General features: G+C 42.0%; 22 protein-coding genes and 1 other annotated feature. Of the genes, 2 read left to right on the forward strand and 20 right to left on the reverse strand.

Annotation, left to right across the window (positions count from 1 at the left end; all coding sequences use genetic code 11):
• Positions 1–55: 55 nt before the first annotated feature.
• The 20 genes from AC3WTP_RS16905 to AC3WTP_RS17000 form a co-directional block, all read right to left on the reverse strand.
• A complete protein-coding gene (locus AC3WTP_RS16905; RefSeq protein WP_492395807.1) occupies positions 56–2,605 on the reverse strand; it encodes a GH39 family glycosyl hydrolase in 2,550 nt (849 codons plus the stop codon).
• Between the two features lie 183 nt (positions 2,606–2,788).
• Entirely contained in the window at positions 2,789–3,211 is a 423-nt protein-coding gene (locus tag AC3WTP_RS16910) for a DUF1259 domain-containing protein (protein WP_492395808.1), read from the reverse strand.
• A 184-nt stretch (positions 3,212–3,395) separates the two neighbouring features.
• The gene (locus AC3WTP_RS16915) at positions 3,396–3,716 is read right to left on the reverse strand and encodes a YerC/YecD family TrpR-related protein (RefSeq protein ID WP_492395809.1); all 321 of its coding nucleotides are present in this window, start codon (positions 3,714–3,716) and stop codon (positions 3,396–3,398) included.
• 169 nt (positions 3,717–3,885) lie between these two features.
• Positions 3,886–5,265: a Na+/H+ antiporter NhaC gene (nhaC, locus tag AC3WTP_RS16920; protein WP_492395810.1), complete on the reverse strand. Its 1,380-nt coding sequence runs from the start codon at positions 5,263–5,265 to the stop codon at positions 3,886–3,888.
• A 143-nt stretch (positions 5,266–5,408) separates the two neighbouring features.
• Positions 5,409–7,283 (reverse strand): tyrosine decarboxylase, encoded by a 1,875-nt coding sequence (gene tdc / locus AC3WTP_RS16925; RefSeq protein WP_492395811.1) that lies wholly within the window; start codon positions 7,281–7,283, stop codon positions 5,409–5,411.
• 54 nt (positions 7,284–7,337) lie between these two features.
• On the reverse strand, positions 7,338–8,747 hold the full coding sequence (tyrP, locus tag AC3WTP_RS16930) for a tyrosine-tyramine antiporter (protein ID WP_492395812.1): 1,410 nt from the start codon (positions 8,745–8,747) through the stop codon (positions 7,338–7,340).
• Between the two features lie 837 nt (positions 8,748–9,584).
• Entirely contained in the window at positions 9,585–10,283 is a 699-nt protein-coding gene (locus AC3WTP_RS16935) for a protein rep (RefSeq protein ID WP_492395813.1), read from the reverse strand.
• A gap of 64 nt (positions 10,284–10,347) precedes the next feature.
• On the reverse strand, positions 10,348–11,610 hold the full coding sequence (tyrS, locus tag AC3WTP_RS16940) for a tyrosine--tRNA ligase (RefSeq protein WP_492395885.1): 1,263 nt from the start codon (positions 11,608–11,610) through the stop codon (positions 10,348–10,350).
• An 86-nt stretch (positions 11,611–11,696) separates the two neighbouring features.
• Positions 11,697–11,918, reverse strand: a binding site (T-box leader).
• Between the two features lie 82 nt (positions 11,919–12,000).
• On the reverse strand, positions 12,001–12,759 hold the full coding sequence (locus tag AC3WTP_RS16945; protein WP_492395814.1) for an anti-sigma factor: 759 nt from the start codon (positions 12,757–12,759) through the stop codon (positions 12,001–12,003).
• A complete protein-coding gene (locus AC3WTP_RS16950) occupies positions 12,756–13,328 on the reverse strand; it encodes an RNA polymerase sigma factor (protein ID WP_492395815.1) in 573 nt (190 codons plus the stop codon). Before AC3WTP_RS16950 ends, AC3WTP_RS16945 begins: the two co-directional genes overlap by 4 nt.
• Before the next feature lie 159 nt (positions 13,329–13,487).
• The gene (locus AC3WTP_RS16955; RefSeq protein WP_492395816.1) at positions 13,488–14,837 is read right to left on the reverse strand and encodes a hypothetical protein; all 1,350 of its coding nucleotides are present in this window, start codon (positions 14,835–14,837) and stop codon (positions 13,488–13,490) included.
• 95 nt (positions 14,838–14,932) lie between these two features.
• Positions 14,933–15,145 carry a hypothetical protein gene (locus AC3WTP_RS16960; RefSeq protein ID WP_492395817.1) on the reverse strand — a complete coding sequence of 71 codons (213 nt, stop codon included), beginning with the start codon at positions 15,143–15,145 and terminating at the stop codon, positions 14,933–14,935.
• 65 nt (positions 15,146–15,210) lie between these two features.
• A complete protein-coding gene (locus AC3WTP_RS16965) occupies positions 15,211–15,411 on the reverse strand; it encodes a helix-turn-helix transcriptional regulator (RefSeq protein WP_492395818.1) in 201 nt (66 codons plus the stop codon).
• A gap of 19 nt (positions 15,412–15,430) precedes the next feature.
• The gene (locus tag AC3WTP_RS16970) at positions 15,431–15,847 is read right to left on the reverse strand and encodes a DUF2178 domain-containing protein (RefSeq protein WP_492395819.1); all 417 of its coding nucleotides are present in this window, start codon (positions 15,845–15,847) and stop codon (positions 15,431–15,433) included.
• Positions 15,848–16,206: 359 nt separating this feature from the next.
• Positions 16,207–17,604: a thioether cross-link-forming SCIFF peptide maturase gene (scfB, locus tag AC3WTP_RS16975; protein WP_492395820.1), complete on the reverse strand. Its 1,398-nt coding sequence runs from the start codon at positions 17,602–17,604 to the stop codon at positions 16,207–16,209.
• A gap of 76 nt (positions 17,605–17,680) precedes the next feature.
• Positions 17,681–17,830: a six-cysteine ranthipeptide SCIFF gene (gene scfA, locus AC3WTP_RS16980; RefSeq protein ID WP_076098734.1), complete on the reverse strand. Its 150-nt coding sequence runs from the start codon at positions 17,828–17,830 to the stop codon at positions 17,681–17,683.
• Between the two features lie 302 nt (positions 17,831–18,132).
• Complete coding sequence (locus tag AC3WTP_RS16985; RefSeq protein ID WP_492395821.1) at positions 18,133–18,942, reverse strand: MBL fold metallo-hydrolase; 810 nt, start codon at positions 18,940–18,942, stop codon at positions 18,133–18,135.
• Positions 18,943–19,021: 79 nt separating this feature from the next.
• Complete coding sequence (locus tag AC3WTP_RS16990; protein ID WP_492395822.1) at positions 19,022–20,617, reverse strand: extracellular solute-binding protein; 1,596 nt, start codon at positions 20,615–20,617, stop codon at positions 19,022–19,024.
• 70 nt (positions 20,618–20,687) lie between these two features.
• A complete protein-coding gene (locus AC3WTP_RS16995; RefSeq protein WP_492395886.1) occupies positions 20,688–21,542 on the reverse strand; it encodes a carbohydrate ABC transporter permease in 855 nt (284 codons plus the stop codon).
• Between the two features lie 56 nt (positions 21,543–21,598).
• Positions 21,599–22,474, reverse strand: coding sequence for an ABC transporter permease (locus tag AC3WTP_RS17000; RefSeq protein WP_492395887.1), 876 nt, complete (start codon positions 22,472–22,474; stop codon positions 21,599–21,601).
• 295 nt (positions 22,475–22,769) lie between these two features.
• Here AC3WTP_RS17000 and AC3WTP_RS17005 point away from each other — a divergent pair, with 295 nt between their 5' ends.
• Complete coding sequence (locus AC3WTP_RS17005) at positions 22,770–25,013, forward strand: AraC family transcriptional regulator (RefSeq protein WP_492395823.1); 2,244 nt, start codon at positions 22,770–22,772, stop codon at positions 25,011–25,013.
• A 249-nt stretch (positions 25,014–25,262) separates the two neighbouring features.
• A complete protein-coding gene (locus AC3WTP_RS17010) occupies positions 25,263–25,772 on the forward strand; it encodes a MepB family protein (RefSeq protein ID WP_492395824.1) in 510 nt (169 codons plus the stop codon).
• Positions 25,773–26,025: the final 253 nt, after the last annotated feature.

The following is a 26,025-nucleotide window of genomic DNA, read 5'->3' on the forward strand; positions in this document are numbered from 1 at the left end:
CACTGATTCCACAATCAGCGGTCTAACTGGTCAAATATGAAACACTTAGCAGCACTCAAGATGATAAGAAGAGCGGCTTGATCTGATACAGCTGTACTTCGTGAGATGCAAGCTCAGCTTTCACATGAAACTTCGAATCAATGTACCGCTCGAATACTTCACGCTTGGGCCGGCTTATCGACTGTAAATACGCCTGATCTTCAGGATACAGCTGCTCCGGGTGCCCCATCGCTACCCAACTGTCAAATGAACTTCCCCACTGACGATTCAGCGTTGTCTTCCGAATCTGATACTTGCCAGAGGGGATAGCAGTTAATTCTAATGTGAGCTGCAACGGATCCTTATGTTCAAATACCCCATACCGATCAACCTTACTAATATGCGATACATCGTTCCGCCGATACAGCTGATCCGTATGCACATAATGATGCACGAGTATCTGAATCTCATGTCCCCGCTTCGTTATGCAGTAGTTATCCCCTTTTCTTATCAAGACATCACCTAATTGACTGAGCAATTGGAAGGCATAATAAGCAGCTTTGGGGATACCGGTATTGGTCATGAGACCAAGTCCTCCGTGAAACAGTTGATCCGACACTACGAATTCCTCAATAAGATCCGTGCACGTCCAATAGCACAAGCTGTCTACAGCATCCATATTATCGATAATATTCTTGACAATATACGCTGACTGATAGCACGTATCATGGATAAGATCTCGATGGTTGCCGCTGGAATTCCACTCGGTTACATGAATCTCTATGGCCGCTAACTCTGAATCCGCCATGATCTGACGAGTCTTGGCAATGACTTGTCCCAGATAATCAGCCGCTTCGGACATCACCCAATACTTAGACATCTCTTCCGAAGTCCACGTAAAATTCTCATGGTGGTTAACTCCCTGTTCCAGTACATCAGAGAATATCTGATCAAAAGGATAACTATGAAAGGAGACGAAATCCGGTATACAATCCTTCTCCTTGCAATACAGCAAAAAATCTTGTAGCCAATGATCAGCCATAATCGTCGGAGACAGCAGGCTTGGACCTCCAATCCTCAGCTTCGGATACTGTCTAATCGCTTGATACGTAGCATCATAGAACTCAAAATACTGCTCCTTGGTTCCACTCCAAAAAGAGATAACGTCGGGTTCATTCCATACCTCAAAGTACCATTCAGCTACCTCTTTATATCCATATCTCTCTATGCAGTGCTCAACTAAAGCCTTCACCAAGCCCGTCCATCGCTCTAAAGAGCGAGGATAGCTGACATTGCTCTTCTTTACGAATACGGTTGCATCCTTCGACGCCAGCTTGGACGGCATAAACCCAAGCTCAATAAACGGCTTTAGCCCGATACTTAGCAGAAAGTCAATGAGCTGATCAACATACGAAAATCGATAATATGGATTTCCAGAAGCATCTTCATGGTAAACCATCATCTCATCGTCAAATATACCGTGAAATCGAATATGCGAATAGCCGATATCCCTTTGAATCTGCGTTAACTGCTTCTGTACACTGTCGTACAGGCCTTCTTTGGCTTTGCCAATCGATGTCAACCGTCTCCACGTATGGATTAGCTTAGAGTTGGCGCCGCCTTTAATCGGGACTACCTCTTTCTTCTGAATCATGATGTCTTGTGATTGATACGTGATATCCTTGTTCTCTTTCGGTAAGTATTTAAAAAGCTCTTTGAATGCTTCTTGTTGGTTCATTTCAAGATAATTCGGTGCCATCGATGATCGTTGAACAGAGTGAACCAGCGCACTCCCTTTGTAGTTTAAGCGATATTGCTTGGGAGATTGTGTATATGCTTCATTAAACACTTTATTAAAAGCTTTAAGGCTTGGAAAGCCATTGTTTAAAGCAATCTCTGTAATGGTGAGCTGACTGTACAGCAGATCAAACATGGCGTGTTCCAGCCTAACTGAGTTCAAGTAGCTCGAAAATGTAGTTCCTAACTCTTTTTGAAAGAAACGAGAAAGATAGTGAACAGACAGGAATTCCTTCTCCGCGATCTTCGTTAATGATATCTGCTCCGCATAGTTTTGCTGGACATATTCCGTAATCGCCATCAATCGATTCGTATACTTCGCATCCGGCTGATTATCCTTCGGAGACACTTCTTTAGCAAAGTGTTTTATTAGATAGGCGATTAAGCGAAAGAGCAGCCCTTTGAGCTCTAACTCGTATCCTTTTTCTTGCTTCGTATAGATGAGCATCATGAAGGCAAGCACTTCGCGGATCGTATTGAACTCTGGCTGATGCTGCTTGTCATAGAGATAGGAATTGCACACGAATTGGATATCCTTCATGGAGGCATACTGCTGTTCTAAGAAGGAATGGGATACTTGCAGCACGAGCAATAAGCTGCGATCATCGCCGCTTATGGAATGCACTTCCTTAGAATTGATAACGCTTACATCTGATTCGTTAAGTATGAATCTTTCTTGCTTGCGAAACAACTCAACACTCCCGCTCAGTACAAAGATGATCTCCATGTCTTCATGCCAATGCATAAGGACATGATTCGGACTGTGCAGCAGAAGACGAAAAGGAATGTAATCACTCGTCGCAATGACTTCGAAATTATATTTCATCATAATCTCCTCTAAGAAATTATTTCAGAAAACAGCAGTAATATCGTTAGTATCACACATTTTAGCACACTTGCACGAGTGAAGCCAGAAACCCCGCCGTAGTCGGCAGCCTTCATATGACGAGAAGAACAGCAGCCATTGGACATGCATCCCCTTAACTACTGTTCGCTCGACAACTATTTAATTTTAGCCTAAAAATGCTATGGATTCTTTCGTTTTTCGCGCGAAAGCAACAGGATTATCGATGGACTCCCAGTGGATATACATTAACCTCGGACTTTCATTTAACCAATGATTATGAAGAGCTGTTACTGTGATTCCATGTCTTTGCAGGTTTCGAATTAATCGGTTAGCTTGATTTTGGAAGAGGGCAGTTTCACCTAAACAGAGTGCACGTCCGGAACGATCAAGAGATTCGAATGAAAAGAGCTGATAACGAACCAGTGGCGAAGTTGTACGTCTACCGAGAATCGTTGCGTTCAACTGTCTTGCTCTGCTGACAAAGCAGACTGGTCCTGGGTCAATCTCACTCTCACCACCTAATATTCTTGTGAACTGATCACATAATCGTTTGAAACGAGGGCTGACTTTTACGCTTACACTCGCCATGACAAACCTCCCTGCTGTTTGATGATTCATCCTATGGCAGGCAGGGCTTATGTGACTAAACGAATACCCATTCGATTTCAATATTTCTAAATTATTTAGTCCTAGAGGTTATAGATTCTAATCATCGACCATGCATATGTCTATATGTTAATATGGGGTAATAGGTGAATAGCAATAATGCAGCTTACTCCGAATCATTCTTAGAATGGGGCTCGTTCTGCTGCATACGTGCGAATATGAACTCATAGCTGTGATTCCCATGATTCAGGGAGCGCTTCACTCGAGAGATCGTAGCTGTGCTTGCGCCTGCTTCGGCTTCAATTTTACTGTACGTATCGTGGTTGTGAAGCATCTTGGCAACTTGGAAGCGTTGAAGCAACGTTTTGATCTCATGCACCGTACACAAATCATCGAAGAAAGCGTAGCACTCATCAACCGTATCCAGTGATAATATTCCTTCAAAAAATTCGTCCAAAGCTTTCCCTTTCAGCTCATTAATAAGCATAAGTTGTCCTCCTTGAGTCATAACTGCATTGCGTATGAATTATGTATAACACACTCTAACATTATTTTTTACATGCAATTAATTGAACAGATTACATATAATAGCAAAGTGCATCAACAGAAAAAAAGCTGGCACATACCAACTTTTTTTCATTTTAACATAAAATTGTTCATCGTGCTTGTTTAGAGGATGGCGTCGACTTTCTACTCATAAATCCATACAAAATGTTCAATATCGGTGCCACGATACAGAATATGGCATATGGCAGGTAATCCAATGTTGATACGCCGAGTGTACCCGTGATAAATACACCACTTACCCCCCATGGTATCAATGCGTTGCATGCGGCTCCTGCGTTGGCCAATATTCTTGACATCTCTTTGCGATCCACGTTAATCGCATCATACTGCGACTTGAACGCTTCACCCGGTAAAATTATCGACAAATATTGCTCCCCGAGCAACAGATTGATTCCTAGCGAACTGAGTCCAGTCATCAAGATGAGTTTTCCTTTTGTACTTACAAGAGACGTAATGCGTGAAATAATGATCTTGATAACATTCGTTTCGACGAGCAATCCGCCTAGCGCCAGTGCCAGCAGAATTAATGACACCGACCACATCATGCTCTGAATTCCACCGCGCGACAGCAGCTTGTCCACACTGTCTACTCCCGTATGAGACACATAACCATTCTGCATCAGCGTCGAAATATCAATCAGGCTTGTATCCGGATGATAAATAAACAGAATACCGATGGTGAAGACAATACTTAACAGCAGAGTCGGAATTGCCGGTACTTTCTTCCATGCACATAAGAAGAGAACCAATACCGGGATGAGTGTAACTACAGATATAGGAAATGAGGTACTCAGGGTGTTAACAAGTTCGTTAATTTGCTCCCCTGTCGTTAGAACCTCGCCATGTCCCATAACGCCAAAGAACACAAGAGAGATAAAGAATGCCGGTATGACAACGCGCATCATATACTTGATATGTTCAAACAAATCAATCTCAGCGATAGCGGAAGCCAGGTTGGTCGTATCTGATAGCGGGGAGACATTGTTCCCCAAGAAAGCGCCAGAAACGATTGCGCCTGTCGTGATGGCAGCGGGATAACCCATGATCTGCCCCATACCGAAGAAGGCAATGCCGACGGTAGATATCGTCGTAAAGGAGCTGCCCACTGTGATCCCTACCAGTGCGCAAATAACAAATACTGAAGGTAAAAAATATTTAGCGGAAAGTATGCTGAAGCCATATACCATAATCGTTGGGATCGTTCCTGCAGCAATCCAAACACTGATTAAAGCTCCGATTAGCATAAAGATAAGAATAGGTATTAACCCTGGTGTAATTCCATTCGAGATTCCCTTGTGAATTCGATCCCAGGAGATACCTTTGGCTTTGGCGAAGACGATAATAATTCCTAAGGAAATTAATATCGGAATTTGCGGGTCCATTCCTACACCAATTATGCACGCCCCGATAATCGCCAACAAAACGACCAAAAGAAATAAACTTTCTTTGAATGTCACCTCTTTATTCATTCGCTGAACTCCTCATCATGTATTGACCATCTATTAGCAAGGAAGTTAATTGTACTTAGCTTGAACATATCAGGCACTCTTTATGTGAATAAAGAGGAATGCGTAACCACAATAAGCGCTACGCATTCCAGCTTATACAATTATTAATTCATTTCATACAGGTAGATTTTCTCAAGCTTGCTTTGGATCGCTTTCTCAATCTTCTCTGCGTACTCTTCGAATGTTGCTGCATCATGCGCATATGGAGACAGTGCGCAAGCGCGAAGGATTGTAACTTTTTCTGCACGGTTCCATTCTTCGTCGGTAAAGCCTAGGCTCTTAACGAATTCCAGCGGGCTGTTGCCGTAATCCGGAATTGCAAAGTCCGTATGAGAAGTAATGAACTCGTTGCTGTACAATCCGCCCTTCACATAAGAAGCGTAGTCGAAGAAGTCGTGGTTCAACTTGTTCATTTTCACCAAGTCCGTGTTGCCTTCTTCATTGAATACATAGTCCACCATGTTAAAGTCCGGCTTCGTCAACGGATGAAGCTTGATGACTTTACCATTAACATTGAAAGTCTTGTCCTTCAAGAAGTTGTAGAAGCGATAAGCACCCTCGATGCTTGCACCCATCAGCTTACCGTAACCTGTTACGTTCAATGGCAATACTCTGTGTGCTGTCCATACAGCAGCAGCTGTTGCGCCTGCTTTGGAGCCTTCGAGAATGTACGCGCCGAGCAATGCTGGAATATCTGCACCTTTTTCAAATACATAAGTTGCAAAGTAGGAGATCGCATCGCGCATTCTGCTGTCACGGATTGCAATTGCACCTGCAGAGTATGGAATGTATCCCATCTTGTGCGGGTCAATCGTAACGGATTCTGCTTTGCTGATTGCTTTGAAAGCATTGTAGATATCTTCAGTCATCCATTCATCAAAGAGATTCATATCTGAGAAGATGTTGTGTTTTTTGTACACTTCACCAAGCTTGTTGTATTCGATAAATTCGTCATTTTCATCTAGGAAAATGGCACGAGCGTAGCCGCCGTATGCAGCATCCACGTGAACGTAGTAGTAGATACCTTCTGCAGCCAATTTCTCGCGAAGTTCAATGATCTTGTCGATGTGGTCAACTTGACCTTCTTCTGTACTTCCCACTACACCGACAACGCCGAGTACTGGAATGCCCTGTGCAGCCAGTTCACGAACTCTTGCTTCGAGCTTCACAATATCCATGCGATATTCGCTGTCTACATCGATAGCTTCAACTGCATCCAGACCAACGCCGATGATGTCAGCTGCTTTCAGCCAGGAATAATGCTTCGTTTGCGGAATGAGCCATTTACCCAATTTGTCGAGATGACGGCCGCTGCGTGCGGAGTGTGCTTTCACTTCATCCATCTTGTCTGGAATTTGATCCATAATATCCAAGATTTCATCAGTGGACATATTCAGCAATTCCCATTCGGATTTGCCTTCTACATATTTAGGCGCAACTTCTTTAATTGCAAGCGGAAGCGACTTTATGTTACGCGCATACCAGAGGCCTTCCAAGTTAGCGATGGAACCATCGGCACAGATGTGACCCCAGCTTGCACCCTCTTTGTAGCTCATCATTTTCGCCAATTGATGACCAACTTCTTCTTCCATTTGAGATGTACCTGGAGAAGATTCGTATGCAACGTTGTTACCGTTCCAGAGCATTGCTGCGGAATAAGCAATAATAGAAGGCATCAGAGTTTCGGAGTTCATATGTCCCCAGAAACGTCCAGCTGTATGCCAAGGCAACGATTGTGAACGAAGCTTGGAGGACAACTCATTGAATACGCTGCGCATGTGGTCAGCTGTATTCTGGAAGCTTTGCGAGCTTTTATCGAAAGGTGTAATAACCGGCAAATCTTGTGGTTGATAGTTTTGACGCCAGCCGACATGCTCATCAACGACTTTCAATAGAACTTCCTTGAACAAATCGACGTTTTCGCCTTTGCTGCCAAGGAACAATGCTTTGAGGTTAATATCAGGAATTGGATAGTTCATGTTGTGTACCTCCGTTATAATAAAGTTTTATGATAAAAAGTGTGATTTGTGAAATTATTCACTCTTTTTCCAGCTTGGTTTCTTAAATTTATGAATAACAAGGGCAATACCTACCATGACAACAGTCGCCACTACTTGGTAAATGATATAGCCTGTTGATTGGCTTGGATCCAGAATGGACGGTGGGATCAGGCTGACTACCAACGTAATACATACACTAAACAGTGCTAGTAGTGCAACGAACCACATTAATCCATTCCCTTTGCTTCCGAGTCGGAACGGTCTTTCGATATTCGGCTGTTTATAGCGCAAACGAATAGCTGAGATTGCAATCAATGCGTAAACGATACAGTACAGAATCGTCGTTGTAATCGTAATGATTAGGAATGCACTGTTAACATCAGGAACAACGAGATACAATAACGATACTAAAGAGATAACAATCGCTTGAATCATTACAAACGTAATTGGAATACCTTTGCTGTTTCTCTTTTGGAAGAATGGAGGCAAGTTTCCATCGTCTGCAACTTTGATCATCGATTTACTTGGACCAAGTACCCACGCACTAAGCTGTACCAAGACACCAATCAAGATCATTGCAGAAACGATATTGACGAAAATGGTCGGAATGCCCAAATCCTGACAGAAAATCATATATGGCTGCGTAATATTAGCGAGTTGAAGCTGGCCTTCAGGAATTGCGTTGGATACAGTCAAACCTGCGATCAGGTTAAAGATAACGAGCAATATTACAGAAGCGATAACCGCAATCGGATAGTTGCGTTTTGGATTTTCAATGTTATTCGCATGTACGGAAGAGATCTCAACACCTGCAAAGATAAAGATGATACCGGACAAGTAAGCTATGCTTCCCAAGTCGCTTAGATCTGGCAGCAAGTCGCTTGCCTGGAAGTTGCCCAAGTAGCTCTCTGGTTGGATGCCGTTCTTAATAAAATAAGCGATACCCAGTACCACAAGAATGACGAACGGGATATATACACCGATAATGGCACCCCAGTTGCCCGCGATCTTGACCATATCGAACTTCAAGTTCAATAAGGTGACACCCCAGTATGAAATAATGATGACTGCAAATATAAAGTAGTTATTCGTTGATAGATCTGGAACGTTAATTACATATCCCAGCAGTACGCCTACGGTTGAGGCAACCATAACCATCCCGAAGAACATTTGAACCCATAAGAGCCAAGAGGTAACGAAGCTCCATTTCTCACCTAGTGCATGTTTAACCCATACTTGCGGACCGCCCTCTTCAGGGAATCCTGTTGATAGTTCGGCGGACATCAACGCAATTGGAAGTGCAAATAAGACTGCTGCAACCAGCATGTAGAAAATTTGTGTCCAACCGGTAATGGCTAGTGTTGGCACACTGCGTACGGTACCGAAGAATGCCATCGTGATACCGATTAACCCGAACAGCGTCAATTTTTTTGAATTGGCCATGTTGTATTTTCCCTCTTTCTATCTCTCTGTCATTTACTCCCTAATTCATCCATATCGTGAATAAGATATGAATTAATACTCTAGGAAAACAATTGAAATGCTTCGAGATCACCGCCTTGTGGTTATAACGAAATCTGATATTAAGTTGTTAATCGATTAACTTTCCACGCCAGTATACGCCTCTTTTTTTTGTTCTGTCAATTCGTCAAAACACCTTATCCCATAATGGTTTTTCGTTTTTTCCAAAATCTTATTAACATCTGCTTTAATGTTTTTATTACTTTACCGATGAAGGGCTTAAAGCTTTCACGCTTTTAGAGGTTAAAGCACTTTCAGGGAAAAGTTTTGTATATTTATTTAGTTTCATTAATTTTCATTCAAAGCTTGGCGCATTGAACATCACACTGATCCTCATAAGCTTCATATCATTTACAACTAAATAATGTGGTTACAACTGTACTTTGTTAAGCGCTTTCACGGCATATATAAGGGAATTCAATGCTTCTCTTGAATTAGGTAGAGGGATAAAGTGAAGCAGATTTGTTGATTGTATAAAAGGAATACTTATGCGTTCAGAGGAATAATTCATGCTTGGTCAGAGGGAAAATCGACTTTTACATAAATAGTAATATTATTAGGTGATTCCAGTATCTTCATTTTTGATTGAAACTCCGAGCTTGATTCCATCGAGATGTTTCAGGATTAATTTGGCAATAATATTTTTCTTGGATTACGTTAACACACGCAAAAAGACTGGTTTTTAGCTTGCTACAGCACTAAAAGACCAGTCTTTTTGTGATAATGATCATATTTAAGTTGTGATTAATATCATAGACATTAGCTATCGTGAAGTGGATGAATTTCTTGAGATCTTACTCCCGGCTGCCACTGCACCATGACATCAAAAGCACAATTGGCAATTACATCGTCTGTATCATATTTATTCAAGATAAATTCAATGCCTGGATACAAGTCATCCATCTCTTCTTTTAATAATCTGCTGTATCCTACAAGTCTGCGTGACGCAATTCGCCCATCATTTTCAGTTAGTATCCGATCTGGTTCATTCAGCAGCCAGTCTAAGCCTTGCTCCATCTTACTGGTCATATCCTGCTGATCGCACTTTCCATTTAACCCATTCACGCTCACCAATAAGTTGTTATATTCAGGGTTCTGATCAAGCGCCTTATGCCATAGTGAAAGCCATTCATCTTGCTTAATATAGTATCGGCCTTGATAATAACTCTTTATCGTCGGCAATAAGATATGAATGGTCGGATGATATACTTCATTTTCTTTCTCAATGTCCAGCATGCGGAAATAGCCCAGTGTTGCCTGCTTCACACTCTTATATTTAAACATTCGGTTGAATCCGATCAGCATTCGATCCAGCTCTTCGTTAATCTTCTCAAGCGCAACATGTCTCAGCCCTAGGTCAATGAGGAGCCAGTTGACCTGCTTCGTTTGGTTTACTCTCGATATTAAACGATGATTAAAATATGCGAGTTGCAGTGATCTTCTCCACGACCCAAGCACCTTTAATCCTCGCCCCCATTCTTATAAAGAGAATAGCTGATAATCAGCTATTCTCTGATATCAGCTATTCTCCCAATTTCACAAGGTTGTAAGTCTTTTTGCCTTTGCGAATAATGATAAATCGTCCGTCGAAGGAGTTGTCCAATGTAACGTCCATTTCCAGATCCGTCACTTTCTCACCATTCATCGAGATCGCGCCGTTCGTGATATCTTCGCGTGCTTGACGCTTGGAAGGCTCAATTCCTAAGTCGACGAGCCAATCTACAATATTTTTAACTTCCTTAGAAGCATGGAATGTAGGCATATCCTTGAAGCCTTGTTCGATTTCATCTGCTGTCAGTGACTTAATATCGCCGCTGAACAATGCTTCTGTAATCTTTTGCGCTTGGATCAGGGCCTCTTCACTGTGCACGAACTTCGTCATTTCTTCAGCAAGCACACGTTGCGCTTCGCGTTTGTGAGGCTCTGTCTGCACTTTCACTTCCAAAGCGTCGATCTCTTCTTTCGACAAGAACGTGAAGAATTTCAGGTATCTAATTACATCACGGTCATCTTGATTTGCCCAGAACTGGTAGAACTCGAATGGAGTTGTCTTATTCGGATCGAGCCAGATTGCGCCGCCGGCTGTTTTACCGAACTTCGTACCGTCCGCTTTCAGCATCAACGGAATGGTTAAGCCGAATGCTTTAGCATCAGATCCTTCTTTTTTGCGAATCAGGTCTAGACCGCTCGTAATGTTGCCCCATTGATCGGCACCGCCAATTTGCATTTGGACATCTTCGTTTACGAACAGATGATGGAAGTCCATCGACTGCAGAATCTGGTACGAGAACTCAGTGAAGGAAATACCCGAATCCAGACGGCTTGCTACGATATCTTTGGCCAGCATCGTGTTGACGCTGAAGTTCTTCCCGAAGTCACGTAGGAAATCCAAAATTGTAAGGTTATGCGTCCAATCGTAGTTGTTTACCATGCGAAGTCCTGTATCGCCGTCGTTAACGAACAGCTTTTTCATCTGCGCTGTCAGCGCATCTACATTCTGCTGTACTTGTTCCATCGTTTGCAATGTACGTTCTGTTGTACGACCGCTTGGGTCACCGATTGTGCCTGTCGCTCCGCCTATCAAGATAACGGGACGATGGCCAGCAAGCTGGAATCGTTTCAGCATCATAAATGGGATCAAGTGCCCAATATGCATGCTGTCACCCGTTGGGTCAACTCCGCAGTACAATGAAATCGACTTCTCTGTTGTTAGTTTACGCAAACCTTCTGCATCTGTCTGTTGATTGATGGCACCGCGCCATTCCAGTTCATCGATAATGTTCATCATTGTTGTTCAGCTCCTCAGTGATTTCATTGTAAGTTGATTATAGGGATTAAAAACAAAAAAATCGTCACCATGTCTGTAATAGACATAGGGACGATTATTAACCGTGTTACCACCCAAATTGCACTAATAGCGCTGCAGCCGCCATTAATACCACTCTCGGCAATGATATCGATTGCCAACCCGCTTAGCGTTACCTAAGAACCTCCAGAGTGTAATTCGCAATGTTGTGTGTACCAGGTCGCATCAACCCCTGGCTTTCTGAAAACAGTGACAAAATTGCTACTTCGCTCGTTCATCGTGTTATCCAATATTAGATTAGTGATAATCATAGTGCTAATAAAATTATTTGTCAACACCAAATTTAAAAAAGTCGAAAAAACTCGTTGGTTACGCGGATCCAAACATTTTTTTGCCGCGAGGCTGATCTCCCTTGTCGTCTGGCTCGAGCGTAATCCCGATCTGGTCGAATGTCAGAGTATCTGACTCCATCGGCATGGTCAACACACCGACGCCGTCCCCTTCAGATGGAACTCGAAATGTGCCCGCGCTGGAGCGAACACCATCCTTAATCAGCCAGACCTGATAGGCTTGATCACCACTCGTTGGAGTAGCTCCGTAGACATTAACCACAAACTGCTTGCTCTTCCCATTATCGAAGATATAGGCGATACCATAAGCCTTGGAATCTTCAGGGGTTTGAGATTGCAGCGGAACGACCGACGCGATCTGCGATGAGGCTCCATGTTGAGTATCGGTGGACGATGCGATATTTATGCGTTCACGGTACATCCAGTAATTCCATGCAGAGCCCAAGAGGAATACACCGATCAGCGCGGCGGCTGGAATGCTTCGCAACCAGCGTGGTCTCGCATTGCGCCTGATGGTCTTAGCAGCGGGCTGGACTGCTGTCTTGGCCTCAGCGGCAAAAGCCGCCTTCATCACTTGCTGCTTCAAATCTTCTGGCGGTTCGATATGTTCCATATCTGCGGACATCCCCTCCCATACGAGTTGTAGTTCAGCTATCTCCGTTTGGCAGGCCTCGCAGCCTGGCAGATGACGCTCAAAGGCAATGCGTTCTTCCTCCGTGCATGAACCTGATAACACATCTAGGCACAATTCGCAAACAGATTCTGATTTCTCGTTCAAGGTCGTCCCTCTCCTTCCACGATCATATGTCTGCGCAATATTTTCAAGGTCTGATGCAGCCTGTTCTTCACGGTGCCCAGGGGCTCCCTGTAATGCTCGGCCAATTCTCTCAAGCTGTAGCCTTGCCAATAAAAATCCTCCAACAGCTCAATCTGCTGCTTAGACAAGAAGCGATAGGCGTTGCGAATCTGATTCTTAAGTGAGTCTCTCTCCACATGCGCTTCAGGTGAAGCCGTTTGATCCGGAATTCTTTCCAATTCTTCGGGAAGATAGGCAACAAGCTCGTTGCTGCGCCTGCGCTGCTGTCGCAACCAGTCCATCGTCAGATTTCGGGTGATGGTAATCAGCCAACTTGTAAACTTGCCCTTGTCTGGATTGAACCCCGATTCCGTCGTCCACAACCGGACATAAACAGCCTGGACAATGTCCCTTGCTGCTTGTTCCTCTCGCAGCACCTTGAAGGCGTAGGAATAGATAAGGGTCGCGTAACGGTCGTACAAAATAGACAAGGCTTCCTGTTCCTTCTGTTTCACGAGCAGCATTAATTCAAAGTCAGATAGAAGGTGCATACGGGTGAGGCCTCCTTGGTCGCACCGGTTCAGTATTTCAACCTGGTTTTATACGCACAATATTATGGGGCTAGAAACAAGAATACACCAGCAAGGAAACCGTTTCTACGATTCCCCTGCTGATGCGTGAATTAACATTTCAGTCAATATTACCGCTTATTACTTGGTTTCACTCTTTTGATCCGCTGATGCACCGTTGAATTTCGTCGGATCAACCACGAACCATACGTCCATCACATTTTGACCTGTCGTGTCACCATGCTTGACATCTTTCGCAAAGTAATATAACGGATAGCCTTTATAAGTCGCTTGTTTGCTGCCGTCAGGACGTGTAATGGAACCAAAATCTGCCTTATTCAGCGTTGATGGCACACTGCCGTCAACTACCTCATACGCAGGCCACTTGGCGATACACTCGCCTTCGCAGTTGCTCGTTTCCGGCTTATCCTTAGCGAAATAGTATAAGGTACGGCCACGATCATCTGTCAGATAAGTACCTAGCTCTGTGTTGGAACCAAGCATAATGCGGTAATCTGGCTTAGCTGCGAACCATACGCCTTGAACGCCTTCACCCAGGGTATCGCCAGCTTGTTTATCTTTTGCGAACGTGTAGAGAGGCCAGCCTTTGTACATCCATTGTTTCGCTCCGCTTGCATGTGTAACGAGAGTGAAATCCTTAGGATTCATCGTAGATGGAATCTGCAGTTGATCCGCGCTTAGGAATGGCCAAGTCGCAAGACATTGTCCCTGACAAGCATCCAAATTCTGAGCATCCTTGGAGAAGAAGTAGAGCGTGCGGCCTTTGCCATCTACTAGAACAGTCCCTAGTTTAGCGTCCGTACGCAGGCCAATTCTCTCCCCTTCAGGCAGCTTAGCGGAAGCAGCAATGACGCCGTCTTTCTGCAATTGATCAAAAAGCTTCTGTCCTTCTGGTGTCGATACGGATAGAGACTCAACGAGCGCTGTGGAAACATGAGCGTTGGTCAATTCGGAGACGCCAGCGATTTGGTTCATCCCCTTGCCTGTAGCAAATGATTCCGTATCTTTGTAAGCGAAATCCTTGTTAGATTCATAGCCTTGTATCTCAAGCAGCACCTTATACAACTGCTGTGAGCTAACTGGTGCAAGCGGGTTGAAGCGATTCGCTCCCTCGCCATTCCAGCCGTATTGAGGGTTGCTATGTAGGTAAGCAAGAATAGCTTGGTTGCTTGTTCCTACCTGATCCGCATCGGAAAAGTTACCTTTGCCCGTATAGGCGCTTGCCTCATCGAGCTTACCCTGCATCCGCAGCGAGATAATGGCCGCTTGAATACGAGTAGTATCCTTAGCCAAGTATTTGTCATCAACTCCATTGCCATCACCTACAAGTAAACCGAGCTCAGTCGCAGTCTGTGCGTCCGTTTTTACAGCCGTGGTACCTTCCGTGACTTCTGCTGCCGAAGCAAGCCCCGGCACTAACAGCATTACACTAAGCGAAAGCACAAGAAGCAATTTCCCTATCCTCTTCATCCTAACAACCTCCAATAAAAATATGATGTTATTAAAAATAACGTCAAAATTAACCAAGAGGTTTGATGATGAAGAAAATATTTTTTTTCAGCAAATTAGTCAACTATAAAAGCTACAACTCCCAAAATGATACACAGGATTCCACTTAAGAATTGTCCTATCCCTGAAGCCTGCCCATGCAGCAATAAATTGAAAATATTTCTTCTTTTTTGGGTCTTTCCTACGAATGCTTTATCCGTTTTCATTCTATATCTACCCCATAATACTAAGACTACTCCAAAAAGTATAATGAATAATTTTAAAGCCATAAATATTCCTCCGTCTGTTATTCGTATGTTGTAATTTTTCGAATAATTGTATTTTCATACTATTATTAGTCATCTTGCTCAAATATAAAAACTTCTTCAATAGATAAGTTAAAGACTAAAGATATTCGATAAGCAAGTAAAACTGATGGATTATATTGTTGTTTTTCTAAAGAGATTATGGTTCTTGAAGATACACAGACTTGATCAGCAAGTTCTTGTTGTGTTATTCCAAGCTCTGAACGCAATTCTTTTATTCTATTTTTCATAGCGTTCTCCTAATTAATGTTACAGAAAGTGATAATAAAATTTTTTAGCTGCTAGGTTCGTAATCATGCATAAAATGACAATCGCAAATAATGCAGTATTCGTTGGAATTGCAACCCATTTCGAAAGAAACATCATAAGGAACGTTACAACCATTAGAATTCTCATGGTAAAATGAGAAGCCTTTCCTTCTACCAAATCATCTCTTTCATCGTATTCTTTTGACATCTCTCTTTCCAACTGTTTCTTATTCGCATTATATTTGACGTGAGAAGTTATAGCGTAAACTAACAGCCCCGCACCGACGAATAACATGAAATAATCAGAATACAACCCTTCTGCTGCATTAGCTTCAGCATAATTAGATATGGTTTCCACCAAACCCATTATGAGAATGGCAAATGAGCATAGATAAAGCTCTGTAAATCTTTTTGTCAAAAAAACTCTCCCCTAACACCGTACAATATGAAGTTTATTTCACGTGAACTTTACTTCATATTGAACGATTCTGATGGAGTTTTCAACTGTTAATTTTATCCGCATAGAATCCTTGGTTTCTCCCGTTATCAGAGAGTTCGTTCGGGTAAAGATGTTCGCGATGCAACTTTTTCAGTGGAGGCTGATATTTTAGGAGATAAGACTGTCATAGGGAGAGGTTTCAATGAACTTGATAAGTTGTCGTAAAATAGTTCTCAGTTTAGCATAAGCTTGGATATGGTCACCTGTACGAAGCATTCGATATTACTATAAAAAAATGGCGGGCACTGAATGAGCCCGCCATTTTCATTACATCTCTATTAGGCCTGAACTTGCTCCTCCATCTCTCTCATGGATTCGGCAACCTTCACCATCATGGAGCATTCAACCCTCTTGCGGAAGATATCACAGCTGAAGTCGTAGGTTCCGTTGAGGGAACCCGTTGCATGCAGCGCATTGGCAGGACATCCGCCGCTGCAATAGAGCTTCGCCCAGCAGTCCTTGCATTCTGGCTTCGAGTAGCAGTTGCTCTCTTTGAACTGACATTGCAGCTCAGGTTTGGTGATTCCATCCCAGATGTTCCCCATGCTGTATTCTTCATCCCCGACGAACTGGTGGCAGGGGAAGAGCTCGCCCCATGGCGTAACAGCGAGATATTCGGTGCCTGAACCACAGCCCGTGATTCTCTTCTGGATGCAAGGGCCTTCCGAGAGGTCAAGCATGTAATGATAGAAGGTAAACCCCTTGCCTTCTTCATCGCGCTTAATCATTTCCTTAGCGAGAATTTCATATTGGTTATAAATCTCCGGGAGGTCCTTCTCGGTAAGCGCATAGGGCTCACGCGGATCACAGATGACCGGTTCCATCGAGAGCTTGTCAAAGCCCAAGTCTGCGATATGAAAGATATCATTGGTAAAGTCTACATTGTTACCCGTGTAAGTTCCACGTACATAATACTCTTGGTCTCCGCGCTTTTGAACGAATTCCTGGAACTTCGGAACAATATGATCATAGCTGCCTTTTCCAGTAACCGTTGTGCGAAGTCGGTCATGAACCTCTTTTCTTCCATCCAGGCTTAATACGACATTGTACATTTCCTGATTCAAAAACTCAGTGACCTCATCGTTCAGCAGCATGCCGTTCGTCGTGAAGGTGAAGCGGAACTTTTTCTTGTATTCTTTTTCTCTGCTTCTTGCATATTCTACAATCTGCTTGACCACTTTCCAGGCCATAAGGGGTTCCCCGCCGAAGAAGTCGATGTCAAGGTTTCGGTGGTGACCCGAATTCTCCAGCAGGTAATCAATGGCTTTCTGTCCAACCTCGTAGCTCATGATTGCACGATCTCCGTTGTATTTCCCTTGGCTGGCGAAGCAATAGTCGCATGACAGATTGCAGGTGTGCGCAACATTGAGGCAGAGCGCCTTAACATACGTTTTTCGATTTCTTAAATCAATGGAGAGACCCTCATACTCATCCTTTGTAAAGAGCTGTCCATCATTTTTGAGCTCCTCGATATCCGAGATGGTTTCTCGAATGTCCTTCTCAGAAATGCCGGAATCGTGCTTATGTTTTTCCAACATCAATGTCACGATTTCTTCCGCAGATGTATTCTCATACAGCTCAATAATTTCATATGCCAAGTCATCGACAACATGCACCGCGCCACTGTAGGTGTCGAGTACGATGTTGTATCCGTTTAGTTTATATTGATGAATCATACTTACTAATCAAGCTCCTTTGGCCCATATAAATAGCCGCCCATCTGCAGAGCAGTGGGCGGTTGAATTCCAATTCCTATCTGTTCATTGCATTTTCACACTTCTGGTTTGCTACTCCGCAGGAAGTTTTGCAAGCGGACTGACAAGATGTTTGGCATGCGCCGCATCCGCCGTGCTTTGCAGTATCCATCAGTTTGCGAGTGCTCAATGTTACGATTCTTTTCATCATAAATAACTCCTTCTGCAATCTCATTAGTTCAAAAATAAGAGATTAAAATTGTGAATAATTTCACTTTATTTCCATATGTCATTGTAGCAACACCTTGGATGTACGTCAATCATTCCCGGATGAACGCCACATATGCTCCATCTAGCTGCGAGGTCACCTTGTGCTTTTCGGTTGCTTTTATAAGTATATGTACATAACGAAGCCAATGAAAAAAAAGAAGTCTCCCAAAAGTTCAGTGAACTTATGAGAAGCTTCTTATAATCACTGTGAGTATTTCGTGCGTATAATAAGGCCCCAGTTCATATGTTCAATTGCATCCCATCATAGGCTACCGTGATGCCATGCGGCTCAAAGATTTGTACCAAATCTTCATGCAGTAGATGCGCATTATGAGAGAAATGAGTTACTACGATTTGCCCTGCTTCTTTCATGACATTATTCTCGATTAGCCAGTCCCGTGTTTTTAGTGTATCCTCAACATTCATGTGAACTTCACACTGTGGGGCATTTCCAGTCGTACATTCCAGAATAGCAAGATCCAGTTGCTTTCCTCTCAACCATGTCCATGTCTGTTCGGGAAACCAGCCGCTGTCGTGACCATAAAAGATGGTTCTGCCATCCTTCTCTATATAGTACAATAAGCAAGTTTCTTTAGAATCATGCTTAGCAAGCAAAGGGGTAATTGCAGCTGTTTGCGTTTGTATCGTTTCAAATGGCTTCAAGTTGTGGAATTGAAATCGATGGGATTCTGTGGCAAGCAATTGACTGCAGTGCTTAATAGGCAAATCGTGACCATACAGATGGAGCTCTTCATCCATAAACTGAGCATAACCCAAAGCACGAATCAGTAAATCTTCAGGATACATATGATCCGAATGTGAATGTGTAAACAATAGATCACGAACCTTATCCATATCAACAGAATCACGAATCGAATGATATAAGGTATCCGCCGGAAAGTCGATCTTCAGCACCTCATCAATCAAGACCGAAGTCCGTGTACGAATATTTTTCCCACCAAGCGCTTTGGCTTGCTTGCAAGTCTCGCAATGACAGAATAGCGAGGGAATGCCTTCGAATGCAGCTGTTCCATGAAAATGAACCTTCATCAATATTGTCCCCCTTGTAATAGAGAGAACAACAGAACGTCAGTCCTGTTGTCCTCTCTGAGTAATACGCTAAACTGGCTTACTTAATATTTGAATCATCCAAATACTGCAACCATTGCTTCTTGTATTCCTCTTGAATTTTATCGAGACCAGCTTGTTTGGCCTTTTCCATAAATAACTTCAGGCCGCCTTCAACATCATCTACAATACCAACATTGAGTGGATACAAGTATTGCTTTTCAACTTGTAGAACGGCTGCCTTCTCCGCTTGATAAGGCGTCCAATCCTCTGGGAAGCCCTGGAATATGTTCGGCTTTGCTATCTTATCAAATTCACTGAACATGTCTAGCACAACATCAAAGCTCTTATCAAACAACATGATCTCCGGATTTCTCCATGCCCAGCCATTCATGCCTTCTCTTGGGAAACCATTTGTTTGGGCATCACCAAGCATTTTATAATATTTACCATCCTCAACTTCAAAATGCTTGCCTTCGATACCGTATTGTGTCAGCCAATTGTAGCGTTTATCAGTGACCATTTTCTCATAGAAAGCAAGCGCTCTTTCTGGATTTTCGCTGCTGCGTGGGATTGCAAAGCCATTATGAATCGGGTGAACGGGTGAAGAGAACCCTTTTATATTTGGATATGGGGAATAACCTAACTCCCAATCCGGGTGCAGTGATTTCACTTTGACAACAGAATCACCATAGCGGTTTGGATTCTCACTTCCTAAGATTGCTGCGCCTTTACCGCTGGCAAATACATCATGACCACTGTCTTTCATGTTCAGCATATTCTTCGGCAAGAACCCTTTTTCTGACCATCTCTTGTACATTTTTAAATCTTCCAAATGCTGCGGAGAGCCCCAATAGGAGGTTACGTCTCTTGGATTGTCATACATGATGTTAAGCCCATATGGAACTTTATCGTTGGAATTCACTGTTTTAGATGTCATTTGACGGACGGGATCTGTATGACTGACCTCAGTATCCGCCAGAGGCATCATATCCGGTTCATTCTTGCGTATGCCATCCAAATACTGCTCTAGGGTTTCGAGTGATTCCGGCTTTGGCAAATTGTACTTTTTGCGCAAATCTTCCCGATAGGCAATACCTTCATTTACATACTCCTTCCAGATAGCTGGAACTGTGTAAATTTTCTTGTCAATCTTGACTGCTTCCCACATATCCTGCGGTACAAATGCTTGCAGCTTAGGAGCAGCCTTCGGCAAGAGTTCATCTAGCGGAAGGAAAGCCCCTTTCTTCGCATATGACTGGTAATTCACCCATTCTGCCGTAAAGATCAGGTCAATCGGCTGCCCTGAGGACAACAGGAGCTTGTATTTTTGATCATAGTCTGTCCAGGTTGTGAAGTTGAATTTGACGGTTGCATTCAAATCTGCTAAAGCCAGCTTGTTAATTTCCTCTTCAATGATCTTTAAATCCTTTGGGGCATCGCCCAGCATATAGAACTGAAGCTCCACTCTCTTGGATGTGTCGATTCCACCTGGCTTCTGCGGTTCAGGAGATGAGGTGCCTTCAGGTTTTTTTGTGTCAGTTGCTTGTGGTGTTGACCCCGTTTCCTTCGCAGTGTTACTGCATCCAGTCATGACCATTGTGAGTAAGAATATCAAGGTTAAGACTGATGATATGATCTTTTTCCCTTTTTTCATGTAAATCCTCCTTTATAAATTGCTATATGTCAGCCGATCGCATACGAGTTTCTTGCGTTTGCTTTCGGTACTAACCTTTCACCGCACCAATCGTTAATCCCTTCACAAAATATCGCTGCACGAATGGATATAAGAAAATAATGGGTCCTGTTACGACGATTGCCATCGCCATCTTGGTCGATTCTGTCGGAATTTCACGCCCTATGGTTACCCCTGTTCCAGAAGCCATTTGAGAAATGAACAACATGGTATTGATCGTATTGTACAAGTAATATTGAAGCTGATACATGCTAGCGTCATTAATGAACAAGGAAGACATGAACCAGTCGTTCCAGTACGTCAGAGCAAGGAACAGACCGACAGTCGCTATTCCAGGCATAGCAAGCTTCAGCACGACACTGTAGTAGATCCTAAAGTCGTTCGCGCCATCGATTTTGGCTGATTCGATTAATTCTTCCGGAACCGCTGATTTGATAAAGTTTTTCATTAAAATAACGAGAAAAGGTGTCATAAGACCAGGTAATATCAGTACGGCATAGGTGTCTGTCAGTCTAAAGTATTTGGTCAACATGATGTACCAGGGTACGAGCCCCCCTCCAAACAGCGTTGTGAAATAAATGAAGAAGGCTAATTTATTGCGATACTTGAAATCTTTCCTCTGCAGAACATAACCTGCCATCGTAATAAGAAACAAACCCAACAGCGTTCCAACCACAGTTACAATGATCGTGACACTATATGCCTTGATGAGTTGAGTTGGAAAGATAAACACCATTTGATAACCTTCGAGCGAGAACACTTTAGGAATCAAGTGAAAGCCGTCGCGAATAATGGATTCATTGGCTGTCAATGAGCCTGAAATGATCAGAATGAAAGGAAAGAGACAGAGCAGAGAAAAAATCGTAATGATCAGGTAAGCCATCATCCGGAAAACTCTAGAACTTAGAATGTTGTCATCCAATGTAACCCCTCCTCCCCATTTTAGAACAATGCATAATCTTCATTAATTTTCTTGATGATATAATTCACTGTCATAATCAATACAAATCCGAAGATAGACTGATACAAGCCAGCAGCAGTTGCCATACCAATATCAAAATTAACTTTCAAAGATCGATAAACGTAAGTATCGATAATATCCGTAACGTTGAAGAGCATTCCGTTGTTCCCGACAAGCTGATAGAACAGATCGAATTGACCTTTCATAATGCTTCCGAGTGCAAATAAGAGCAGAATGATAAATGTTGGCTTCAGCATAGGCACGGTAATATGCCAGATTCGTTGAAAAATATTTGCACCATCAATTTTGGCAGCTTCGTAATACTCATCGCTGATTCCCATGATGGTTGCAAGATAAATGACCATAGAATAACCTAGATTTTTCCATATATAAAATACTGTAATCAGAATTGGCCAGAGCCATGGTGTATTGTATATGTCTACTGGATCGAATCCGAACGATTTCATCATCTGATTCACGAAGCCGGATTCAAAATTAAACATGTTATACGCCAGTACGCTGATCAGTACGAATGACATGAAATAGGGCAGAAACATAATGGATTGCGTTAGCTTTTTGAATAGCTTACCTCTAATTTCGCTAATCAGAATCGCTGCAAAGATCGATATCGCATTACCTAGTACAATAAACACCAAATTATAACCAATCGTATTAAAGGTAAGTTTCCACAAAATCCCTGACTGGGATAGAAACTTAAAATTGTCCAGTCCTACAAAGGGACTGCCGAATAGCCCACCAACAAAATCATAACTTGTGAATGCGTAATAGATGCCGACCATTGGAAAATAAGAATTAATTAAGAAAAAAAGCAGTGTCGGTGCTATCATCAAAAACATGATTTTATTTTTATTTAATTCATATAAAAAGCCTTTCTTCTTAAGCAAATCTGACCACCTCCTGAATAGAATCACTGTGGATCATTACATCCAAATCATAGAGGAAGCTAATTCGATAAGATACTGAACCTTGTCGCACATAGCTGTAAATTCAGTACTTTCAGAGTGTGAACTTTAAGTACTTTCGTGAATATTTACTACATTTAACCTATTATGGATTATTTAAACACGAATTGAATTGAAAGCATACAACTGATCGAGTATACTCATATCATCCATGAAAGGGGTTTCAAACATGTTGAAACAGTGGTCCAGAGAGCATAAAAAAGTATATATCCGAATACTGTTTGGCTTAATCGCATGTGTTATTGGTACACTCTTGATAACCTCATCTATTCTATATATAAATTTCGAAAGCATCGCGCTTAAACAAGTTTATCGTTCCGATTCTAATAGTCTGAATCAAATTAAAACAGAATTATCTAATATGACAGAGACTGTTACCTCACTGTCCTCCCAGATTTACCGTGACTCTGCAGTATCCAAATTGTTGTATTATCCGAACTTGAATATCTATGATGTCATTTTTGCACAGCAGCAGCTGGATAACTATCGCGCATCCTTGCCATTCATTGAATCCATTTATGTATATAATGCGAAATCCAATCAGTTCTATATTAGTTCCAATAATGCACGAAACGGACTTCAACCGAAGTCCGATCTTGATGATGATGGAATTCTAGACCTTTTTAAGAATTTCAAAGATCATCGCCCCTTCCAGCCGATTCCCAGAACTTATAACATCGGTTCGGTTGAGACCACTCCAGTGTCAAGCTACACTTACTTGTGTTACAGCATCATTGATGATAATAACGATTTAAATACAGCGGTCGTTGTCAATATCTCGGCATCATGGTTAGGCCTGCGAATGGATAAATCGGAGAAAGAGATATCGGAGAATAACACGTTTATCATTAATCAGGATGGAATATTGTACTCCAGTAATGACACGCAAGCGATGCTAACGGACATGTCCGATAAACCCTACATACAGAAGATTATTCAGGATAATTCACACTCTGCCTATTTTGTAGACACAGTAGATGAAGTTAGATCTTTAATAACGTACACTTCTCCCGATCCATTAGGATGGAGATATGTTCGCATTACCCCTTATAGCCATATTACTCAAGAGATAAGTGATATGAGGTATCGGACACTCATTATCTGTCTTGGCATTCTTCTCTTAGGCTTATTGTTTTCGTTAACATTATTCCATCGTGTATATCGCCCAATTGACAAAGTCATACGCAAGTTTAAGGATCTGGAAACAGAAAGACGTAATCATCTACATATTCTCAAGCAGGATTTCCTGAGAAATACGATCTTGGGGAGAGAAACGAATAATGCTGAGGTATTGCAACAAAAATTACAACACTTCAATTCAGGGCTTATGGTTAATAGTAAATCACGGATTGCTTTGATTAGGATTGATGAGTTCCCCTTCGTTCTCGAGAAATACAAAGATGATATCAAATTGCTCAAATACGGCATAATGAACGTTTGCACGGAAATTGCCTCGCCGATCTTTCAAATCGAAGCCATTGATATGGGGGATGACAGTCTTTTACTTCTGCTCAACTTCCATGATCCGCTTTATAACATGGAACAGGATTCACTGATTGAGATGGCAAAGCATATGCAATTGTCAATCAGCAAACATTTAAAATTATCCGTCTCATTTACATTTAGTCCTGTGATGGAATCAATCGAGCAATGCATTTCAGTTTACAAGCAAGTACTTGAGGCTTCTTACCATCGATTATTCAAAGGACACAGCAGTATCCTCTTTTCGGATGACATTATGCGCTTAAAATCCAAAGAGTATGTGTTTCCCGTTCACAAGGAAAAACAGTTCATTGAATCCTTGATGTCAGGAAATGTGGATAAGGCCCGCAGCATTTATATCGATATCGTAGGAGAAATATCAGAATATTCTTTTACCGTTGTTCAACTTGTCATATCGCATTTAGCACTTACCGTTAATAACGTATTGCGAGCATTAAAAAAGAACAATGCGATCTTAACGTTACCCGAATTCGATACAACGTTCTTACTGCCGAATCATGTTGAAACCATGGAAGAAATCAACACTCCCTATTTCAAGATATTTGAAGAAATTAGTCAAAAGCTCGAAGAGAAGCGAAGCACCAAACAAGAAGATCTCATTAGAAAGATACATGAGATTATTGAGCGAGACTATAGCGATTCCAACCTGAGCATAAATTCAATTGCAGAGGAGTTCTCGATGTCTCCCATTTATTTGAGCCGGTTATATAAACAATTAACTACCAATGCTCTTCCTGATATCATTAGCGAAATGCGGTTGAATAAAGCCAAAGAGCTGCTGAAGACTACTGAATCCACCATTGTTGATATTGCTGAAAAAACAGGCTTCACTAGCAGCTCGTATTTTTATCGTATATTTAAGAATAGTACGGGTATAACCCCAAGCGATTATAGGAAATTAAATGTTTGAGAATAAACAAAGCCCATGCGTAATTGCATGGGCCTCTTACATATCCGGACGTGCGGGTCAGCGTTACATTAACTTAACGCAATCATTATGCAAAAGGCTTTGTTAATGTTTGTTGTTGAAAATTGATTTACAGGAACTAACGGAGCAGTTTAGTTCAAGAGCTTTATTTGGGTATTGCATTCAAATTAAGATAATATTGATTTGAAAGGCGTTGGAATTAGTGGTATACAAGATAAGGGGTGCAAAGCAGTGAATGAATTTTATAATGCGTTAACATATGTAAATAAAATGTTTTATGAACCCAATCATTTAACCATAAAAGCTGTCCGAGAAGAAGCTCAAAATTCAGATTATGGGGCTGGCATATTTCAGCTAAACTCAAAATCGATTAGATTTAGAGTCGCAAAAATAACACCAACCAAGATAGGACAGTTTGTTGCTTTTTGGGAAAAAGATGGGGATAATAAAAACCAAGCCTTTTCATATGAAAAGGCTACTGATTTATTGGTTATCAATACTTTTACTAGAAATAATAATTTTGGACAATTCGTTTTTCCAAAAGAGGTACTTGTAAAACAAAATATTCTTAAAACAGCGACTACAAAAGGAAAAATGGCAATTAGAGTTTACCCTAGATGGGAAAATCCCACTAGCAAACAAGCTATCGAAACACAGAAATGGCAATTAGAATATTTTGTTGAGATGAACAATACAAATAGTTTACCAATACAAGAACTATTAAAACTATACTCTAACTAAAATTGGATAGCTCTAAGCTGACAAATAGTTGTGAATTTATACACTTAAACTATCGGATGCGTTAGTTCAACAAGCAAATAATAAAAATACAACTTTCATTTTTATGGAAGTTCTATTTTTTTCACTTAATATCAACATTAGAATTTAACAGAGCCATGCAAAAAAGAGACCTCCCGTAAGTTCAATGAACTCATGAGAAACCTCTCTTCCTAACACATTCCTCAACTTGCAGGGGATGAAAAGGGGATGGCTA

It is taken from the genome of Paenibacillus sp. EB106-04-04-XG159, assembly GCF_058791835.1.

What these genes read in the sequence shown, in the direction of transcription:
- AC3WTP_RS16905 (WP_492395807.1), bottom strand. Translation starts at nt 2,605, where the DNA reads ATGATGAAATATAATTTCGAAGTCATTGCGACGAGTGATTACATTCCT.
- AC3WTP_RS16910 (WP_492395808.1), bottom strand. Translation starts at nt 3,211, where the DNA reads ATGGCGAGTGTAAGCGTAAAAGTCAGCCCTCGTTTCAAACGATTATGT.
- AC3WTP_RS16915 (WP_492395809.1), bottom strand. Translation starts at nt 3,716, where the DNA reads ATGCTTATTAATGAGCTGAAAGGGAAAGCTTTGGACGAATTTTTTGAA.
- nhaC (WP_492395810.1), bottom strand. Translation starts at nt 5,265, where the DNA reads ATGAATAAAGAGGTGACATTCAAAGAAAGTTTATTTCTTTTGGTCGTT.
- tdc (WP_492395811.1), bottom strand. Translation starts at nt 7,283, where the DNA reads ATGAACTATCCAATTCCTGATATTAACCTCAAAGCATTGTTCCTTGGC.
- tyrP (WP_492395812.1), bottom strand. Translation starts at nt 8,747, where the DNA reads ATGGCCAATTCAAAAAAATTGACGCTGTTCGGGTTAATCGGTATCACG.
- tyrS (WP_492395885.1), bottom strand. Translation starts at nt 11,610, where the DNA reads ATGAACATTATCGATGAACTGGAATGGCGCGGTGCCATCAATCAACAG.
- AC3WTP_RS16950 (WP_492395815.1), bottom strand. Translation starts at nt 13,328, where the DNA reads ATGCACCTTCTATCTGACTTTGAATTAATGCTGCTCGTGAAACAGAAG.
- AC3WTP_RS16955 (WP_492395816.1), bottom strand. Translation starts at nt 14,837, where the DNA reads ATGAAGAGGATAGGGAAATTGCTTCTTGTGCTTTCGCTTAGTGTAATG.
- AC3WTP_RS16960 (WP_492395817.1), bottom strand. Translation starts at nt 15,145, where the DNA reads ATGGCTTTAAAATTATTCATTATACTTTTTGGAGTAGTCTTAGTATTA.
- AC3WTP_RS16965 (WP_492395818.1), bottom strand. Translation starts at nt 15,411, where the DNA reads ATGAAAAATAGAATAAAAGAATTGCGTTCAGAGCTTGGAATAACACAA.
- scfB (WP_492395820.1), bottom strand. Translation starts at nt 17,604, where the DNA reads ATGATTCATCAATATAAACTAAACGGATACAACATCGTACTCGACACC.
- scfA (WP_076098734.1), bottom strand. Translation starts at nt 17,830, where the DNA reads ATGAAAAGAATCGTAACATTGAGCACTCGCAAACTGATGGATACTGCA.
- AC3WTP_RS16985 (WP_492395821.1), bottom strand. Translation starts at nt 18,942, where the DNA reads ATGAAGGTTCATTTTCATGGAACAGCTGCATTCGAAGGCATTCCCTCG.
- AC3WTP_RS16990 (WP_492395822.1), bottom strand. Translation starts at nt 20,617, where the DNA reads ATGAAAAAAGGGAAAAAGATCATATCATCAGTCTTAACCTTGATATTC.
- AC3WTP_RS16995 (WP_492395886.1), bottom strand. Translation starts at nt 21,542, where the DNA reads ATGATGGCTTACCTGATCATTACGATTTTTTCTCTGCTCTGTCTCTTT.
- AC3WTP_RS17000 (WP_492395887.1), bottom strand. Translation starts at nt 22,474, where the DNA reads ATGTTTTTGATGATAGCACCGACACTGCTTTTTTTCTTAATTAATTCT.
- AC3WTP_RS17005 (WP_492395823.1), top strand. Translation starts at nt 22,770, where the DNA reads ATGTTGAAACAGTGGTCCAGAGAGCATAAAAAAGTATATATCCGAATA.